Origin of the sequence: Mesobacillus foraminis (assembly GCF_004340465.1) — a bacterium.
In the GTDB taxonomy this organism is placed as follows: Bacteria; Bacillota; Bacilli; order Bacillales; family Cytobacillaceae; genus Mesobacillus_B; species Mesobacillus_B foraminis.
On sequence record NZ_SLVV01000003.1, the window covers coordinates 477,598 to 495,042 of the forward strand.

20 protein-coding genes are annotated in these 17,445 nt (G+C 44.1%); 16 read left to right on the plus strand and 4 right to left on the minus strand.

The genetic code is table 11. From position 1 onward, the window contains the following. Nucleotides 1–57: 57 nt before the first annotated feature. The 12 genes from EV146_RS27455 (at nt 58) to EV146_RS06815 (ending at nt 11,926) form a co-directional block, all read left to right on the plus strand. Entirely contained in the window at nt 58–210 is a 153-nt protein-coding gene (locus EV146_RS27455; RefSeq protein WP_162990203.1) for a YuzK family famiily protein, read from the plus strand. Nucleotides 211–528: 318 nt separating this feature from the next. Next, nucleotides 529–1,314 (plus strand): Fe-S cluster assembly ATPase SufC, encoded by a 786-nt coding sequence (gene sufC / locus EV146_RS06765; protein WP_121611143.1) that lies wholly within the window; start codon nt 529–531, stop codon nt 1,312–1,314. A gap of 19 nt (nt 1,315–1,333) precedes the next feature. Then, a complete protein-coding gene (gene sufD, locus EV146_RS06770) occupies nt 1,334–2,641 on the plus strand; it encodes a Fe-S cluster assembly protein SufD (protein WP_132003668.1) in 1,308 nt (435 codons plus the stop codon). Beyond that, a complete protein-coding gene (locus EV146_RS06775) occupies nt 2,641–3,870 on the plus strand; it encodes a cysteine desulfurase (protein WP_132003671.1) in 1,230 nt (409 codons plus the stop codon). The genes sufD and EV146_RS06775 overlap by 1 nt, the downstream gene beginning before the upstream one ends. Then, nucleotides 3,860–4,297, plus strand: coding sequence for a Fe-S cluster assembly sulfur transfer protein SufU (gene sufU, locus EV146_RS06780; protein ID WP_121611146.1), 438 nt, complete (start codon nt 3,860–3,862; stop codon nt 4,295–4,297). The genes EV146_RS06775 and sufU overlap by 11 nt, the downstream gene beginning before the upstream one ends. Before the next feature lie 86 nt (nt 4,298–4,383). Continuing rightward, entirely contained in the window at nt 4,384–5,781 is a 1,398-nt protein-coding gene (gene sufB, locus EV146_RS06785) for a Fe-S cluster assembly protein SufB (RefSeq protein WP_121611147.1), read from the plus strand. 740 nt (nt 5,782–6,521) lie between these two features. Next, nucleotides 6,522–7,367 (plus strand): DUF72 domain-containing protein, encoded by an 846-nt coding sequence (locus tag EV146_RS06790; protein WP_132003674.1) that lies wholly within the window; start codon nt 6,522–6,524, stop codon nt 7,365–7,367. Nucleotides 7,368–7,374: 7 nt separating this feature from the next. Continuing rightward, on the plus strand, nt 7,375–8,760 hold the full coding sequence (locus EV146_RS06795; protein WP_132003677.1) for a bifunctional metallophosphatase/5'-nucleotidase: 1,386 nt from the start codon (nt 7,375–7,377) through the stop codon (nt 8,758–8,760). Nucleotides 8,761–8,825: 65 nt separating this feature from the next. Further along, a complete protein-coding gene (locus EV146_RS06800; protein ID WP_132003680.1) occupies nt 8,826–9,128 on the plus strand; it encodes a YunC family protein in 303 nt (100 codons plus the stop codon). A gap of 143 nt (nt 9,129–9,271) precedes the next feature. Continuing rightward, nucleotides 9,272–10,039, plus strand: a complete 768-nt coding sequence (gene yunB, locus EV146_RS06805) for a sporulation protein YunB (RefSeq protein WP_121611151.1) — start codon at nt 9,272–9,274, stop codon at nt 10,037–10,039. Between the two features lie 274 nt (nt 10,040–10,313). Continuing rightward, nucleotides 10,314–11,825 carry a sodium-dependent transporter gene (locus EV146_RS06810; RefSeq protein WP_132003683.1) on the plus strand — a complete coding sequence of 504 codons (1,512 nt, stop codon included), beginning with the start codon at nt 10,314–10,316 and terminating at the stop codon, nt 11,823–11,825. Next, a complete protein-coding gene (locus tag EV146_RS06815; protein WP_121611153.1) occupies nt 11,825–11,926 on the plus strand; it encodes a methionine/alanine import family NSS transporter small subunit in 102 nt (33 codons plus the stop codon). The genes EV146_RS06810 and EV146_RS06815 overlap by 1 nt, the downstream gene beginning before the upstream one ends. A gap of 41 nt (nt 11,927–11,967) precedes the next feature. On the opposite strand, the gene EV146_RS06820 is transcribed toward EV146_RS06815, so the two are convergent. Beyond that, nucleotides 11,968–12,939, minus strand: a complete 972-nt coding sequence (locus EV146_RS06820) for a M23 family metallopeptidase (RefSeq protein WP_132003800.1) — start codon at nt 12,937–12,939, stop codon at nt 11,968–11,970. Nucleotides 12,940–13,143: 204 nt separating this feature from the next. On the opposite strand from EV146_RS06820, the gene lipA reads away from it, so the two are divergent. Continuing rightward, nucleotides 13,144–14,061, plus strand: a complete 918-nt coding sequence (lipA, locus tag EV146_RS06825; protein WP_121611154.1) for a lipoyl synthase — start codon at nt 13,144–13,146, stop codon at nt 14,059–14,061. A 51-nt stretch (nt 14,062–14,112) separates the two neighbouring features. Here the strand turns inward: lipA and EV146_RS06830 are convergent, their stop codons facing one another. Further along, nucleotides 14,113–14,736: a YhcN/YlaJ family sporulation lipoprotein gene (locus tag EV146_RS06830; RefSeq protein WP_132003686.1), complete on the minus strand. Its 624-nt coding sequence runs from the start codon at nt 14,734–14,736 to the stop codon at nt 14,113–14,115. Between the two features lie 152 nt (nt 14,737–14,888). Between EV146_RS06830 and EV146_RS06835 the strand changes: the two genes are divergently transcribed. Next, complete coding sequence (locus EV146_RS06835; protein WP_121611156.1) at nt 14,889–15,164, plus strand: YutD family protein; 276 nt, start codon at nt 14,889–14,891, stop codon at nt 15,162–15,164. A 30-nt stretch (nt 15,165–15,194) separates the two neighbouring features. Here the strand turns inward: EV146_RS06835 and EV146_RS06840 are convergent, their stop codons facing one another. Together EV146_RS06840 and EV146_RS06845 are read right to left on the minus strand one after the other, a co-directional pair. Beyond that, on the minus strand, nt 15,195–15,482 hold the full coding sequence (locus EV146_RS06840; RefSeq protein WP_132003689.1) for a cytosolic protein: 288 nt from the start codon (nt 15,480–15,482) through the stop codon (nt 15,195–15,197). 107 nt (nt 15,483–15,589) lie between these two features. Further along, a complete protein-coding gene (locus tag EV146_RS06845; protein ID WP_121611158.1) occupies nt 15,590–15,856 on the minus strand; it encodes a DUF3055 domain-containing protein in 267 nt (88 codons plus the stop codon). 195 nt (nt 15,857–16,051) lie between these two features. On the opposite strand from EV146_RS06845, the gene EV146_RS06850 reads away from it, so the two are divergent. Next, nucleotides 16,052–16,489, plus strand: a complete 438-nt coding sequence (locus tag EV146_RS06850; RefSeq protein ID WP_121611159.1) for a DUF86 domain-containing protein — start codon at nt 16,052–16,054, stop codon at nt 16,487–16,489. 92 nt (nt 16,490–16,581) lie between these two features. Continuing rightward, nucleotides 16,582–17,346 (plus strand): TIGR01457 family HAD-type hydrolase, encoded by a 765-nt coding sequence (locus EV146_RS06855; RefSeq protein ID WP_132003692.1) that lies wholly within the window; start codon nt 16,582–16,584, stop codon nt 17,344–17,346. Nucleotides 17,347–17,445 lie beyond the last annotated feature (99 nt).

Here is a 17,445-nt window from a genome sequence, read left to right on the forward strand (position 1 = left end):
TATAAAACGAAGGGATGATTCGTTATTAGTTTTCTTCAGCTAAACTATACGAATGAAATGGAAAAGGCGATGCATGCAGCCCACGGAGTTTGTTATGAGGAGTACTGTTCCAACCATGATGTAAGAATGGCAGTTGAAAGAGAGCGGGAGAAGGATTACTTGAAAAGCCAGAGAATCCTTTCTGATATTGAACGAAAAGCACATTCCTAGCATGAATAGATCTTAGACAGAGACCAGTGTGAATAGCACTGGTTTCTTCTGCTTATGCGGGATGCGGAGAGAAGGGTAGGATACACGTTTAATGAAAATTCATCGTCCGTATGCTCCGGTTGTGTTATCATACATGAAATAGTAACCTTAGGATAAAAATAAACAGATAAAATGCCTTATTCGCTTTGGGCAGCCGCAGTCTTAAACAGTTGCGAATAGATTTAATTTGTTATAAGATTGTAATGAGAATAAAGTGAGAATAACAAGGGCATCCGTCTTAATCGGATGAATCTTTTTTTATTAACGGAGGTAGCAATTATGGGTGGATCTGTATTAACAATTAAAGACCTTCACGTTGAAATCGAAGGCAAAGAAATCTTAAAAGGTGTAAACCTTGAAATTAAGGGCGGCGAAATCCATGCCATCATGGGTCCAAACGGTACTGGTAAGTCAACCTTATCATCAGCAATCATGGGTCATCCCAAGTATCAGGTGACAGGCGGAAGCGTTACATTGGATAATGAAGATGTTCTTGAAATGGAAGTGGATGAACGAGCTCGTGCAGGATTGTTCCTTGCCATGCAGTATCCAAGTGAAATCAGCGGTGTAACAAATGCAGACTTTTTGCGTTCTTCCATCAATGCACGCCGTGAAGAAGGCCAGGAAATCTCTTTAATGAAGTTTATCCGTACAATGGATTCCAAAATGGAATTCCTTGAGATGGATCCTAACATGGCACAGCGTTATTTAAATGAAGGTTTCTCCGGCGGCGAAAAGAAGCGCAATGAAATCCTTCAAATGATGATGATCGAGCCTAAGATTGCCATCCTTGATGAAATAGATTCTGGTCTTGATATTGATGCACTGAAGGTTGTTTCTAAAGGCATCAATGAAATGCGCAGTTCAGAATTTGGCTGCCTGATCATTACCCACTATCAGCGCCTGCTGAATTATATCACTCCTGACTTTGTCCATGTTATGATGCAAGGCCGGATTGTTAAATCAGGCGGACCTGAGCTAGCCCAGCGACTGGAAGCAGAAGGGTATGACTGGATTAAGCAAGAATTGGGAATCGAAGACGAAACAGTTGGGCAAGAAGCGTAAGCACTAGGGGAGGATCAATATGACTACGGAAACAAAGCTGCCATTTGATCAGGAATATATTACTTCCTTTTCAAAAGAAATGAATGAACCGGAATGGCTGACAGCACATCGTGTCCAGGCACTTGCTTCTGCTGACTCGCTTCCAATGCCAAGACCGGATAAAACAAAAATCGACAAATGGAATTTTTCACAATTCGAAAACCTGCTCGTAAAAAGTGATGCATTTGCAAGCTTGAATGAGCTTCCTGAAGAAGTTAAAGCTCTGGTAGACGTCGATGGTTCGGACAAGAACCTTTATATTCAGCGTAACAATAAACCTGCCTATCTGTCGGTCTCCAAAGGACTTCAGGAAAAAGGCGTGGTTTTCACGGATATCTTCACAGCGGCACGCGAATACAGCGACCTGCTTAAAAAATATTTCATGAGTGCTGTAAAAGCGGATGAACACCGTCTGACTGCACTCCATGCAGCGTTTATGAATGGCGGGGCATTTTTGTATGTACCAAAGAATGTCCAAATCAGCGAACCAATCCATTCCATCTTTGTTCATGACAATGCCGATGCAAATGTCTTCAATCATGTACTGGTTGTGGCTGAAGACAACAGCAGTGTGGTTTATGTTGAAAACTACATCTCTACGGTTGAGTCCGCTAACAGCCTTTTCAATATTGTGACTGAAGTGGTTGCAAATGCAAACTCACGCATCCAGTTTGGTGCAGTGGATACTCTTGCAAAGGGAGTTACGACCTACGTAAACCGCCGGGGTGTTGCTGACAGGGATGCAAAAATTGAGTGGGCACTTGGCCTAATGAATGACGGGAATACAATTTCCGAAACGGTTACCAACCTGGTTGGGGATGGTTCCTACGGCGATACAAAGACCGTTGTTGTTGGACGCGGTGATCAGATTCAAAACTTTACAACTAATACAATCCATTTCGGGAAAAATTCCGAAGGGTATATCTTAAAGCATGGTGTTGTGAAAGATAGCGCAACTTCCATTTTCAACGGAATCGGCAAGATTGAACACGGTGCGACCAAAGCAAATGCGGAGCAGGAATCACGTGTGCTTATGCTCAGCGAGAAGGCGCGCGGAGATGCCAATCCAATCCTCCTGATTGATGAAGATGATGTAACTGCCGGACATGCTGCATCAGTCGGCCGTGTAGATCCGATCCAGCTTTACTATCTAATGAGCCGGGGAATTCCGCAGACAGAAGCGGAAAGGCTGGTTATCCATGGATTCCTTGCTCCGGTTGTAAACGAGCTTCCAATTGAAGGCGTGAAAAAGCAGCTGGTTGAAGTGATTGAAAGGAAAGTCAAGTAATGAATTCGCGGGAAATTCGTGAGTTGTTCCCGATCTTGAACCAGGAAGTCAACGGAAATCCGCTTGTCTATCTGGACAGCGCAGCAACTTCACAGAAACCAGTTCAGGTAATCGAAGCATTGGACCGCTACTACCGAGAATACAATTCAAATGTTCATCGCGGCGTCCATACCCTCGGGACAAGGGCTACGGATGGATATGAAGGTGCTCGGGAAAAGGTCAGGAAGTTTATCAATGCCAAATCGATTGAAGAGGTTATTTTCACCAGAGGGACTACGACTTCACTAAATACGGTTGCGGCCAGCTATGGCCGGGCAAATTTAAGTGAAGGGGATGAAATTGTGATCTCCTATATGGAGCATCACAGCAATATCATTCCATGGCAGCAGGTCGCCAAAGCGACCGGTGCGACCTTGAAGTATTTGCCGCTTCAGGAAGATGGCACCATCTCAATTGAAGATGCCAGACAGACGATAACATCCAATACGAAGATTGTATCCATCATGCAGGTTTCCAACGTGCTGGGTGTCATCAATCCTATTAAGGAGATTGCCCAGATTGCCCACCAACATGGTGCAATCATGGTAGTCGACGGCGCCCAGAGCGCTCCCCATGTAAAAGTTGACGTGCAGGATCTCGATTGTGATTTCTTCGCTTTTTCGGGACATAAAATGTGCGGGCCGACAGGGATCGGTGTTTTATATGGGAAGAAACAGCTGCTTGAAAACATGGAGCCAATTGAGTTTGGCGGCGAAATGATTGACTTTGTCGGCTTGTATGAGTCTACATGGAAGGAGCTTCCGTGGAAATTTGAAGGCGGAACACCAATCATTGCAGGCGCAATCGGCCTTGGAGCAGCGATCGACTTTTTACAGGAAATCGGGCTTGAGAATATTGAAGCCCATGAACATAAGCTGGCAGCTTATGCCCTGGAAAAGATGTCTGCTATTGAGGGTATGACCATTTACGGCCCAATGGATTCGGCAAAACGGGCTGGAGTAGTTACTTTCAATTTGAGTGACGTCCATCCTCATGATGTTGCTACAGTGCTTGATGCTGAAGGAATTGCAGTCAGGGCGGGCCATCATTGTGCCCAGCCGCTAATGAAATGGCTGAAGGTATCGGCAACAGCACGGGCAAGCTTTTATCTGTACAACACCGAAGACGAGATTGACAAGCTTGTTCAGGGGCTTGTTAAAACAAAGGAGTATTTCAGCGATGTCTTCTAAAAACTTAGATACCCTTTACCGCCAGGTCATTATGGATCATTATAAGAATCCTCGCAATAAGGGAATTCTTGAAGACGGCAGTCTGACCATCAATATGAACAACCCGACATGCGGTGACAGGATTCAGCTGACAATGAAAGTTGAAGACGGCAAGGTGACCGATTCCAAGTTTGAAGGAGAAGGCTGCTCGATTTCCATGTCTTCTGCCTCCATGATGACACAGGCCATCAAAGGGAAGAATATTGATGACGCCTTAAAATTGTCCAAGATTTTCTCAGACATGATGCTAGGCAAAGAATATGATGATAATATAGATTTAGGCGATATTGAAGCCCTCCAGGGAGTTTCCCAATTCCCTGCCAGGATCAAGTGCGCCACACTGGCCTGGAAAGCCATGGAAAAAGGCTTGAACGAGAATAACCAGTGATTGAAACTTAAGCCGCGGCAATATCCACGGTAAATACATGGAGAGGCAGCGTGCTGTCTCTCCAATAGAAATGGAGGAACTCGACGATGGCTAAAAAGATGCCAGAGATCGGTGATTATAAATATGGATTTTCCGATAAGGACGTTTCGATTTTCCGGTCTAAACGCGGCTTGACACGTGAAATCGTTGAAGAGATTTCCAGGATGAAGGAAGAACCGCAATGGATGCTTGACTTCCGCCTGAAATCACTTGAGCATTTCTACAATATGCCAATGCCTCAATGGGGCGGAGACTTAATGAGCCTTAATTTTGATGAGATTACTTATTATGTCAAGCCTTCCGAAAAATCCGAGAAATCATGGGATGAAGTCCCTGAAGAAATCAAGCGCACGTTTGACAAGCTTGGTATTCCGGAAGCGGAGCAAAAATACCTTGCAGGTGTTTCTGCCCAATACGAGTCTGAAGTGGTTTACCACAATATGAAGGAAGATCTTGAAGAATTAGGAATTGTCTTTAAGGACACTGATTCTGCCCTTAAGGAAAATGAAGATATTTTCCGTGAACACTGGGCGAAGGTCATTCCGCCAACTGACAATAAGTTTGCTGCCCTTAACTCGGCCGTATGGTCCGGCGGATCTTTCATCTATGTGCCAAAGGGTATAAAAGTGGAGACTCCTCTCCAGGCATACTTCCGTATCAATTCGGAAAACATGGGACAATTTGAACGTACGCTGATCATTGTGGATGAGGGTGCGCATGTACACTATGTTGAAGGCTGTACAGCCCCTGTTTATACAACCAACTCCCTTCACAGTGCGGTGGTTGAAATCATCATTAAGAAGGACGCTTACTGCCGTTATACGACTATCCAGAACTGGGCAAACAATGTGTATAACCTTGTAACCAAGCGTGCTGTCTGTGAAGCCAATGCTACAATGGAGTGGATTGACGGAAACATCGGCTCAAAGCTTACAATGAAGTATCCTGCCGTCATTTTAAAAGGCGAAGGTGCAAGAGGGATGACATTATCCATTGCGCTAGCCGGTAAAGGTCAGCATCAGGATGCAGGGGCGAAAATGATTCACCTTGCACCAAATACTTCTTCTACGATCGTATCCAAGTCAATTTCCAAACAAGGCGGAAAGGTTACCTACCGCGGAATCGTCCATTTTGGACGCAAAGCAGATGGTGCCCGTGCCAATATTGAGTGTGATACGCTGATTATGGATAACAGCTCAACATCCGATACAATCCCTTACAATGAAATCCTTAATGATAACATCTCGCTTGAACATGAAGCGAAGGTATCTAAGGTTTCAGAAGAGCAGCTCTTCTATCTTATGAGCCGCGGGATTTCTGAAGAAGAAGCGACTGAAATGATTGTTATGGGCTTCATTGAGCCATTCACAAAAGAGTTGCCAATGGAATATGCCGTTGAGATGAACCGCCTGATCAAGTTCGAAATGGAAGGTTCCATCGGTTAATCAAGCAGCAGAAACGCCTTGAAGAGGCTGAGGAATATAAGACGGTTCTGAGGGTGACGGGTTTCGATCGCTTAGGCGTTTAAGCTGGCGCCACCTTTATGCAACTTGTGTTTTATAAGTAAAAAGCCGCTTGCTGAAAAGTAAGCGGCTTTTTTATTTTAGCTAAAATCCTCCTATTAAGAGAACGACGCTGGAATGGACATGTTAAATTTATTGCCGCAGCATTTCTTCTGGCGGAGTTGATTGTTGAAAATTGGAAAGTGTCTAAAAGGCCTCTTGCGCTGGTCTTTTTAGGGGAATGTCACTAATTGGACACCGCTTTTTCAATAAATGAAAATAATCGATGCATAAACTCAAACGATCAATGCATAAATGGCAAGGAATGAACAATAACTTGATTTAATTGATGAATAAAATGGTAAAGGGTAAATTTATGGAGGATGAATCTGAAGTAATTTGGCCCTTTTTTATCAATATGTTATACATAAAAGTGATTTCAACAAATTTTATAGCTTTTAGTCCAATCGGATTGGCAAAAGGTATGATTAAAGCAATAAAAAACAGTAATCTACTCCCTTAAGGCTGAGTCAAAGATGCCTATAGGCAGCCGGGAAGCTAAATAAACATCAGTCCTGCAGAGGATACCAGCATCGTTTTTAAACATAGGCAAAAGGGTATCTAAGAGTATTGGAAACAGCTCCCGGAGGGTGTATGCTATCATATAGATGGAGGTGCGTTCATTGATTACCATCGGATTGACTGGCTGGGGGGATCATGACAGCTTGTACAATGGAAAGGTTGCCCCGCGTGACAAATTAAAAGAGTATTCGGCTTATTTTCCTGTTGTGGAAGTGGATGCATCCTTTTATGCTGTTCAGCCTGCTAAAAATGCGGAGAGATGGGTTCGGGAAACTCCTGATACGTTTCAGTTCATTGTAAAGGCATATCAGGGAATGACCGGGCATCAGCGGGGAGAAATTCCTTTTACAAGCAAAAGTGAAATGTTTCAGGCCTTTCTGGATTCCCTGCAGCCATACAAAGAAGCTTCCAAACTATCAATGGTTTTATTCCAGTTTCCTCCGTGGTTTGATTGTCAAAGGGAAAACGTAGAGCTGTTGAGATGGTGCCGTGATAAAATGGGGGATATCCCTTGTGCCCTGGAATTTCGCCATCAGTCATGGTTTAAGGATGACATGAAGACAAAGACACTGGATTTCATGAGAAATGAAAATTGGATCCATAGCGTCTGTGATGAACCTCAAGCCGGAGAAGGTTCGGTTCCGACCATCCTGGAAGCTACGACTCCTGACAAGATACTGGTTCGTTTTCATGGCAGGAATGTGCATGGCTGGAATTATAAATCGGGACAGAACTGGCGGGACGTGCGCTACCTGTACCGTTATAATGAGAAGGAACTGGCGGACTGGGCAAATAATCTAAAAGAACTAGAAAAACAGACAGATAACGTCATCGCTGTGTTCAACAATAATTCCGGAGGGGACGCAGCTGATAATGCATTGCAAATGATGAAAATGCTTGATATTGAATACAGCGGCCTGAATCCGAGGCAGCTTGATCTGTTTTAATAAAGGAATGAGACGAGTGGAAGTTCTGCATATTTACCATACAAATGACGTTCACAGTCATTTCGAGCACTGGCCAAGGATCCATCAGCTTGTAACCGAACGAAGGAAGTGGCATGAACAGGAGGGAGATGAATTCTTCCTGTTTGATATTGGCGATCATATGGACCGCTGGCACCCCTTTTCCGATGGAACCAGGGGAAAAGGCAACTGCAGGCTTTTAAATGAATCAGGCTATGATGCAGTCACCATCGGGAACAATGAAGGAATTACGCTTTCCTATGACGAATTGGACAGCCTGTATGACAGCAGGCAGTTCAAGGTGCTGGTCGCCAACCTCTACCGGGAGGACGGCTCTAGGCCAGATTGGGCAGTACCGTATGAAACCTACATAACCAAAAGCGGGACAAGGATTGGTGTAATCGGACTAACGATCAATTATGTCCACTTTTATGATTTGCTTGGCTGGAAAGCAACCGATCCGTTTGAAGAATTAAAGCATTGCCTTAGAATGTTAAAAGACCAGACAGATATCATCATCCTTCTTTCCCATTTGGGCATCAATGAGGACGAACGCATAGCAGCCAGCTTTCCTGAAATCGACTTGATTCTGGGAGGTCATACACATCATATCCTTCACGAAGGAAAACTTGTGAATAACTGCCTGCTGGGGGCAGCAGGCAAGCATGGCTTATACACAGGACATGCCATCCTGGAAGTGGATCCTTCTACAAAGCAAATTATTTCAAAAAAGGCTCTGCTGTACGATATGAACAAATGGGATCCAGCTGAAAACGAGCAGGTAGAAACAGAAACTCTCTATCGGTCCGGCAAAGAGCTGCTCCAGCGCCCCGTTGCTTATCTAAAAGAACCCCTGGCAGCGAAACACTTTGAGGATTCTCCCCTTGTCACTCTGCTATGTGAAACGTTATTGGAATGGACAGGGGCAGACTGCGCTTTTTTAAATGCCGGCTTGCTGCTTGATGGACTGCAAAAAGGAGAAGTAACGGACTTTGATCTGCTGTCCATATGTCCGCATCCCATTAATCCATGTACCGTAGAATTGAATGGGGCGGAACTAAAGGAAGTTCTTCTTCAATCCTTGGATGAGAAGTGGCCACACATGCAGATAAAAGGGCTCGGATTCAGAGGGACAGTGATGGGGATTTTTACCTACCAGGGAATAAGGTTCTCCCCATTAGGATCATCCGGTGCGGAGATTCATATTGGAAATGAACCATTGGACATGAAAAGAACCTATACATTGGGAATACCGGATATGTATACGTTTGGCAGGTTCTTTCCTGCCATCTTCCGTTCCGAAACGAAACGTTTCTTTGTGCCTGAATTTTTGCGCGACCTGCTAAAACAAAAGCTCATGCAGCTTTACAAATAGTGGCAAAATATCACCTTTTCCGTTTGTCTACATAACATGTAGTACAAGGAAAGGAGAGCTGCTAAATGATAGAAATGCTGCCGCTTGAACTTAACGGCCATACCTTTTTAAGCATTACGGTCAAACTCCCTAAAACAAACCTGCTTGTCGTGACAAGCGATAAAGGATATATTATGTGCGGAGCACTTGATGTCGCATTACTGAATGAAAAGCTGAAGGATCGCAAGGTGATAGCGGGAAGAGCAGTTGGAGTCCGAACGATTGACGATTTGCTCCATGCCCCGCTGGAGTCTGTCACGCATGAGGCAGAAAATCTTGGAATAATGGCAGGAATGTCCGGGAAGGACGCATTGCTTAAAATGGTTTAACGGGAGCAGTCCGATAAGGGGCTGCTTTCATTTTGAACAAATAAAGACAAGCTTCCTTTTAAAAAGAATACAGGCAGTAAATGTTTTTTAGGCTACTTCCCCTTTTACGAGCATACAAATAGCTTGTAAAGGGGGGATTTATTTTGGCAAAACCGGGCCTCAGATTACGACGAAAAGGGCCCCTGCCATTCAGGCATGTGCTTTTGCTGACAATACTTTTCTTTTCTCTGTCAACTGCAGGCGGACTTTGGATCATCGACAAAGGAATAGAGCCGACTTTGATGAGCTACGCAGAGTCGCAGACGAGGAAAATCGCAACGCTTGTCATTAACAAAGCAATCAATGAAAAAGTTGTCAGCGGCATGGATACAACGGACCTGATTGAACATGTCCCAATAGGTGGTGGTTCAAGGACAGTCATTCAATATAATACTGAAGTGCTAAATAAAATAAAAGCTGAAACCGTCAGTCTTGTACAGATGAATATCAATGAAGCTGAAAAGGGTAACCTGTCTGCGCTGGAGTCATTGGCAGATGTGGAATTTGACACCGAGCAGGCCGAAAGCGGGGATGGAATGGTGTATTACGTCCCGCTTGGGCAGGCGACCAACAATGCATTGCTTGGAAACCTGGGGCCTAAGATTCCTGTCAAATTTACGGCAATTGGGGATGTAGTTTCAGATGTAGTCTGGGATCAAAAACCACTTGGAATCAATAATACTTGGATTGAGGCTTCTATAAGAATTATTGTGAATGTCCAGATTGTTATACCGTTTGCAACGGAAATTGCTACGATTCAGGAAGATATCCCAATCGGCAACTTCCTGCATGAAGGGGAAGTCCCGCAGTTTTTCAATAATGGGGGAGGTTCAGCTCCGTCCATCGAAGTACCGGCCTCCAAAGGACAATAAAATACTAGCTGCAGAAAGCAATGTAGAATAATAAAAAATGGCTGTCCGAATTTCCGGACAGCTTTAGCCATAATGAGAATTTCTATGCATAAACGCATGCTTACCGCTGTTATTAACGATTTTATAAAATTTTTAAAAAATATCCACTATTGTTGAAATATTATTTTGACAAAAGAAAAAAACCAAGCTATACTATTCACAGATAAAGAAGTCTGAAAATATAAAAAGTTTAAATTGTTCAATCAGACTCAGAAAAAACAGGGGGTATATGATTATGGAAAATCGTCCGCAATGGGGCACAAGGGCAGGGTTTATCCTTGCTGCCGTCGGCTCTGCAATCGGATTAGGAAATATTTGGCGCTTCCCGGGAGTTGCCTATGAAAATGGAGGAGGAGCCTTTTTCCTGCCTTATCTATTTGCACTATTAACTGCAGGTATTCCGCTTCTAATTATGGAATTTACCATTGGACATAAATATCGCGGTTCCGCCCCGCTCAGCTTTTTCCGATTAAAGAAAGGCGCAGAATGGCTGGGCTGGTGGCAGCTTGCCATTTCATTTGTCATCTCCACTTATTACGCGGTTATTATTGCATGGGCCATGTCTTACGCATATTTTTCTTTCAGCCAGAAGTGGGGAAAGGATCCTCTTAACTTCCTTGTAGGCGATTATTTGAAAGTTACAGATGCCGGGCAGGTGGGAAGCCTGGTACCAGGTGTATTCATTCCGTTAATCATTGTCTGGGTCATCACACTGGGCATCTTGTTCAAAGGGGTCAAGAAAGGAATCGAAGCAGCGAACAAAATTTTTATTCCTGCACTTGTCGTTCTATTTTTAGTGATTGTTGTTCGTGCTTTAACCCTAGAAGGTGCTGCAGAGGGAATCAATGCTTTCTTTAACCCTGATTGGAGCCAGATTTTAAATGGAAAGGTCTGGGTAGCGGCATACGGCCAGATTTTCTTCAGCCTTTCAATTGCATTTGCAATCATGGTCACGTATTCCAGCTACCTGCCAAAGAAATCAGATATTACCAATAATGCATTCATTACAGGCTTTGCGAACTCTTCATTTGAATTGCTGGCAGGTATCGGTGTCTTTGCCGCACTGGGCTTTATGGCGAACCAGCAAGGAGTGCCAATCGATGAAGTGGTAAGTAAAGGGGTTATCCTGGCATTTGCAGTCTTCCCTCAAATTATTAACGAACTGCCTGCTTTCAATGGGGCATTTGGAGTACTGTTCTTCGTCTGCCTGACACTTGCGGGCTTGACTTCATTAATGTCAATCGTTGAAACCTATGTCGCAGGTTTTCAGGATAAATTCAAGGTTTCCCGCAATAAAGCAGTTGCAATCGGCGGTGGTGTATCAGCCTTAATCTCCATCCTGTTTGCCACTCAGGGCGGACTTAACTTCCTTGATACTGTCGATGCCTTTATTAATAATTATGGAGTGGCCGTTGCAGGTCTTGTAGAAATCGTAATTGTTGCCTGGATTGCGAAAGAGTTAGGCAATCTGCGAAACCATGCAAATGCGATCTCCGATATTCAGCTTGGCAGCTGGTGGAATATCTGTCTGAAGTACATTACTCCTGTTGTTCTGGGGGTCATGATGTTCATGAATATCCGCACAGACTTGACTACAAGCTACGGCGGATATCCTGAAAGCTTTAACTTCTATTTTGGCTGGCTGGTGGCCATTGGCGCAATCGTAGTCGGCATCCTATTCGCAAAAGTGAGGAAATGGGACCCAGGCTTATACGAAGCTCCAAAAGACAAGGGGGTATCTAAATAATGGAGGCTAGTGCGTTAACGATGATGGTTATAGGGATTGTGGTCATTTGGGGCGGTCTGGCAGCGAGTGTGCTGCATGCGGTGAAAAAGGCAAAATCCTAAAAATGAGGCAGGGCCGCTCTTTTAAAGGGCGGCCCTTTATCTTATTTTTTCTTTAAGCTTGCTCGCTCCTGCCTTGCCCACATTCTTAAATGTGGATATGGATCAAATGACCACTCCGTGTAGCCATTGTCCTTGTACATGCCATAATGCAGATGCGGGGGGAATTTCCCGGAGGTGCCCGGAGGACCATAGCCGGAGCTTCCTACACCGCCAATGATTTGGCCTGGCTCCACTACCTGGCCAACCTTTAAATCCTTTGCAAACCCGCTTAAATGGGCAAAATAATGGTAGGTATTATTGATATCGCGGACACCGACTCTCCAGCCGCCGTAGCGATTCCACCCCTTCATCTCCACAATCCCGTAGCCCGTGGCACGGACAGGGACCCCATAATTTGCAAAAATATCGGTTCCCTCGTGAATCCGTCTTCCTCCCCAGCCGCGTGCATCACCCCATGTGTTCTTGTAGCTGTGGTTGCTTCTTAACGGGACGGGAAAAGCGTGCTGGTCAAGGTCCAGTTTTCCAAATTGCTTATATATTGTGGCTTTCCCAATGATGATTCCCACCGTTTTGTCCCTTTTATAATAATTCCATAGCCCAATTTTAATATTATCGTGGTCAGTCCCATATGATAACAGATATTGGGCAAATGCATGCAGGACATCTTCATCGTCAGTTATGTTCGCTTTGCCGTCCCCATTTCCATCAAAGCCCATTCCGTTAAAAAACTGAATCGAAACAGGATTGGTGTCATGAATATTCGGATTCAGCAGACCGGCCCACTCCTCAGGCTTATAATAGATGCCTGACAGACCTTCAGCTTTAGGAAGATCCTTCCTTGCAAGACGGACACTCCGTTCATATTGGTCAATAGCCGCTAAATAATACCAGGGCAAATTGGTCACTGCTTCAACTTTTTGATAGAGCATCATTCTCTTTCCGTACACATCCTCCTGCTCCTCCGCATGGACATTGTTATCCAGGCAAACAGGGAGTAAAAGGGAAAAAATCATGATGGCCAGAAGATACCTCACAGGAATCCTCCCTTCCGCTTTTTGTTCTCCGTTAGTTTATGGGAAAGGAAGAATATCATAATGAGCAAATAATGGAAAATGAAATATCTTCGGCTTGTCCATCCAATTTCATTATGTTAAAGTGACAACAGAAGGTATCTGCGCCTTATATTGGGCATGCAAGGAATCGAATGGAGTGACAGTATGAGCAATAAAGATGAAGTCCTTAGAAAGCCGGATTGGCTAAAAATAAAATTAAATACGAATGAAAACTATACTGGCCTAAAAAAAATGATGAGAGAGCAAAACCTTCATACCGTATGTGAAGAAGCCCGCTGTCCAAATATCCATGAATGCTGGGCTGTCAGACGAACAGCCACTTTCATGATACTTGGAGACGTTTGTACCAGGGCTTGCCGTTTCTGCGCAGTCAAGACAGGCCTGCCAACAGAACTTGACCTGAAAGAGCCAGAACGGGTTGCCGATTCGGTGGTGACAATGAATTTAAAGCATGTGGTTGTCACAGCGGTAGCGCGCGATGATTTAAAAGATGGGGGTGCTGCTGTTTTTGCTGAAACAGTCAGGGCCATCCGCAGGAAGAATCCATTTACGACGATTGAAGTTCTGCCTTCCGATATGGGAGGAGTTTATGAAAATCTTCAGACGCTAATGGAAGCAAAGCCGGATATCCTAAACCACAATATTGAAACAGTCAAGCGTCTTACCCCCCGGATCAGGGCCCGGGCAACGTATGAACGTTCCCTTGAGTTTTTGCGCAGGTCGAAGGAAGTACAGCCGGATGTCCCTACGAAGTCAAGCATCATGATAGGGCTTGGGGAAACGAAAGAAGAAATTATCGAGGCTATGGACGATCTTCGTGCAAACCAGGTAGATATCCTCACAATCGGCCAATATCTGCAGCCGACCAAGAAACATTTGAAGGTTGTAAAGTATTATCATCCTGATGAATTCAGCGAGCTTAAAGAAATCGCTCTGCAAAAAGGCTTTAGCCACTGTGAAGCCGGTCCGCTTGTCCGTTCTTCCTATCATGCAGATGAGCAGGTAAACGAGGCAGCGAAGCATAAGCAGCTGCTGGGTGAGCAGGAAGCACAGCAAGCCTGAAAATAATGCCCAAAAAAAGAGTTCAGCAAATGATGCTGGACTCTGATTTTTTTACTGTTGCGTGTTCATTCGTTCCATGATGTCACCTTCGGATTCGCCATTCTCATTTTCGTCTTCGGACGTGTAACGGCCTTGTGGCGATTTGCGCATTTCATCAATTACGTCGTCAACAAGCGTGTCAATATCCCTGCTTTGTGTGCTCAAAGTGGAAAAATTTTCAACGTTCTGTCTTAATTGGGTGTTATCCGAAACATAAACATGAAACCAGCGGGGAACTACAGAAATAGCTGTTTTCTTGACCTGGTCTGCCGTTTCATCCCGGTTATCAGAATCTGTATGGTAAATAACCAGTACTTCTTCGTCAGTCACCAAGGTAGAGACATCATCGACATTTGGAACCTGGGCGGAAAGCTTGGAAATCATATCGGCAACCTGTTCCCTGTTGATCGTATAATTTCTCTGTTCCCGCTGCTCTGCCCCAAATACTCCAGCCCGCTTATGGCGTACATATCCGAAGCGTTTATCATCATTTCCCGCTTCAGAATTATACAGCTCCGGTTCATGGTTATTCACATGAAGCTGATTGCTTCTGCCTTCATTTTCGCCCGCCATATTTCCGGCACAGCCTGCAAGGACAAATCCGCAAATGCCTAAAATCGCAAAACCCTTTTGCATCCAAAACACCTCCTATCCATAGAATGACCTTAGTTTTACTTTTTTTTCTTAGTAATAGATGGAGAATCAGTTATAATTTAAACAAGGAAGCAGCTTAATGATCTTGGCCGTTCATTAGACGAGCAGAAACGGCAGCTAAAAGAGGTGAAAGCATGATTTGCATTAATAATATGTGCTATGAGGTAGTCGATGAGCATAGGGAGGGCTTTAATGAAGAAGCATTCCGTGCCAGGTACAGTGATATATTGACCAAGTACGATTATATTGTAGGGGATTGGGGCTACGGACAGCTGAGGCTGAAGGGTTTCTTTGAGGATCAGAGCCAGAAGGCGACATTCGATACAAAAATTAGTACGGTCAGTGAGTATTTATATGAGTACTGTAATTTTGGCTGTGCCTATTTTGTTGTCCGGAAAGTGAAGAAATAACAGAAAAAGGCCGGGAAGATTCCGGCCTTTTTAGCTGGGGATATAAGGTTCCTGCACGCCTTTTTTGGGATCATCATGTGGTGGATGGGCCCCTTCCATCTGCCTGGGAATATCCTGGTGCAGGGATTTATTTTCAAAATTGAAATTGCTGTAATACCTCTGTCCTTTTTTCCATTCAGTACTCTTATTTTCAACAGGCTGGTCGGCCCTGATTGGTGAACCATAGGGACCGTCAGGAAACTCCTCGGCAGTCAGGTAGTTCCGGCTTTTTTCAACATTGGATAAATCAGAGTAGATTTTGGAGTCTTTATTTGGCATGTTCTTTCATCCTTCCTTTTACCCTGTTTGTCTTAGTATGGGTGATTCCCCGTAATACCAAAAAGGGATTGAAAGGAAATTAGCCGGTCAGCTCATTCCATTTTATTTTAGACTGCTTCTCTCAGAAAACTTCTCAATTCTTCCGCATCCTCTTCGGATAATTTAAAGGCATATTCCAGGTAGCCTTCTTCGTCCAGATCATCATGTCCAATAATGGCAAAGCGATTTCCCTGAATATCCAGGACAAGCTGTTTGCCATAATAACGGTCAGATTGAATGATAGCGAGATCGAAGCGCTGGTTTTCCCCCATAAAGCTCACAAAGCGTGTTTTCGTTGGCACTAGATCATCATATAAGTAAAATCGGTCCGTCATTCACAATTCCTCCCCTAAGTTCAAAGCACAGTGAAAACTGTTTTCTAATTCCAATCTTATCAGAAAATCTTCGCTGTCTGTATCGCTCTAAGGAGGCAAATCAAAAAAACTTTGATTTCCTGCTTTGTGGTAGAATGTAAATGAGAAGGAAACTCCCTGGGGAATGAAACCAGTTGGTACAATGGAGGTATGGAAATGTATTTTGTTGACAGGGAAAAGATTGAAGAAACATTGGATTTTCTGGACAGGCAATTAACTCTTTTTAAAAATCATGGCCATTGGGAAACGTTAATAGAAAAATCTGCATTGGAGCGGCTGACACATACAATGATTGAAGCAATCCTGGATGTTGGAAACATGATGATAGACGGATTCATCATGCGTGATCCCGGGAGCTATGAGGATATAATCGATATCCTGGCTGATGAAAAAGTGATTGCCGGCGATATGCAGGAGAGCCTGGCGAGAATCATACCATATCGTAAAATGACCGTTCAGCAATACACCCAGGTGGACCACGAACGCCTTAATGACGAATTTAAAAAGGAACTCCCGCAACTACAGAAGTATTCAGGCAACATTCGGGATTATTTAACCAATGAGCTGGGCGCAGTTTCGGCTTTTAGAAAATGATTAGAAATCAAATAGAGACCTTCATTGTGAGGTCTCTTTACTGCTGATTAAAAAGGTTTTCGGTTTACATAGAAGAAGGAGGAATGAATAAAATGAGGAAGTATAAGGGCTATTTAATTGATCTGGATGGAACCATGTATCGGGGAACCGAAAGGATTGAAGCGGCCTCCGACTTCGTAAAAAGGCTGGCGGATAAACAGATTTCATATTTATTTGTCACAAATAATTCTTCCCGCACACCTTCCCAGGTGGCCGCAAAATTGCGCGCCTTTGATATTCCGGCCGCGGAGGAGCAGGTTTTTACCACTAGCCAGGCTACCGCGAATTATATCTTTGAAAAAAAGCAGGATGCCACCGTTTACGTTATTGGAGAGGAAGGATTGAAGTCTGCGATTTTGGAAAAAGGTCTGAAAGAATCCGGGGAAAATGCGGAATTTGTTGCCATGGGAATTGACCGGGACATTTCGTATGAAAAATTGTCCGTCGCCTGCCTGGCGGTCCGTAATGGAGCGACTTTTATTTCTACAAATGGAGATATAGCCATCCCGACAGAGCGGGGACTTATGCCGGGCAATGGTTCACTGACATCTGTCGTCAGTGTCTCAACCCAGACAAAGCCCATCTTCATTGGGAAACCTGAGTCCATAATTATGGATCAGGCTTTGAAGGTTCTTGGAACAAATAAAGAAGAGACCTTAATGGTGGGAGACTACTATGATACCGACATTCTGGCCGGCATCAATGCCGGCATGGATACACTTCTAGTCCATACAGGGGTAACGACGAGGGAGCTTCTGGAAGGTTATGATATAAAACCTACTTATTCAGTAGATACTCTTGATGAGTGGGAAGTATAAGAAAAAAGAGGCTGGGACAAAACCCTGCTCTGATAATGAAAAAGCCGGTGAAATTTACGACGAGTAAATTTCACCGGCTTTGATTATTTTTACAATAAA

Coding starts and splice junctions, on each gene's coding strand:
- EV146_RS27455 (WP_162990203.1), top strand. CDS start 58: ATGGAAAAGGCGATGCATGCAGCCCACGGAGTTTGTTATGAGGAGTAC.
- sufC (WP_121611143.1), top strand. CDS start 529: ATGGGTGGATCTGTATTAACAATTAAAGACCTTCACGTTGAAATCGAA.
- sufD (WP_132003668.1), top strand. CDS start 1,334: ATGACTACGGAAACAAAGCTGCCATTTGATCAGGAATATATTACTTCC.
- EV146_RS06775 (WP_132003671.1), top strand. CDS start 2,641: ATGAATTCGCGGGAAATTCGTGAGTTGTTCCCGATCTTGAACCAGGAA.
- sufU (WP_121611146.1), top strand. CDS start 3,860: ATGTCTTCTAAAAACTTAGATACCCTTTACCGCCAGGTCATTATGGAT.
- sufB (WP_121611147.1), top strand. CDS start 4,384: ATGGCTAAAAAGATGCCAGAGATCGGTGATTATAAATATGGATTTTCC.
- EV146_RS06795 (WP_132003677.1), top strand. CDS start 7,375: ATGAGACGAGTGGAAGTTCTGCATATTTACCATACAAATGACGTTCAC.
- EV146_RS06800 (WP_132003680.1), top strand. CDS start 8,826: ATGATAGAAATGCTGCCGCTTGAACTTAACGGCCATACCTTTTTAAGC.
- EV146_RS06810 (WP_132003683.1), top strand. CDS start 10,314: ATGGAAAATCGTCCGCAATGGGGCACAAGGGCAGGGTTTATCCTTGCT.
- EV146_RS06815 (WP_121611153.1), top strand. CDS start 11,825: ATGGAGGCTAGTGCGTTAACGATGATGGTTATAGGGATTGTGGTCATT.
- EV146_RS06820 (WP_132003800.1), bottom strand. CDS start 12,939: ATGATTTTTTCCCTTTTACTCCCTGTTTGCCTGGATAACAATGTCCAT.
- lipA (WP_121611154.1), top strand. CDS start 13,144: ATGAGCAATAAAGATGAAGTCCTTAGAAAGCCGGATTGGCTAAAAATA.
- EV146_RS06830 (WP_132003686.1), bottom strand. CDS start 14,736: ATGCAAAAGGGTTTTGCGATTTTAGGCATTTGCGGATTTGTCCTTGCA.
- EV146_RS06835 (WP_121611156.1), top strand. CDS start 14,889: ATGATTTGCATTAATAATATGTGCTATGAGGTAGTCGATGAGCATAGG.
- EV146_RS06840 (WP_132003689.1), bottom strand. CDS start 15,482: ATGCCAAATAAAGACTCCAAAATCTACTCTGATTTATCCAATGTTGAA.
- EV146_RS06845 (WP_121611158.1), bottom strand. CDS start 15,856: ATGACGGACCGATTTTACTTATATGATGATCTAGTGCCAACGAAAACA.
- EV146_RS06850 (WP_121611159.1), top strand. CDS start 16,052: ATGTATTTTGTTGACAGGGAAAAGATTGAAGAAACATTGGATTTTCTG.
- EV146_RS06855 (WP_132003692.1), top strand. CDS start 16,582: ATGAGGAAGTATAAGGGCTATTTAATTGATCTGGATGGAACCATGTAT.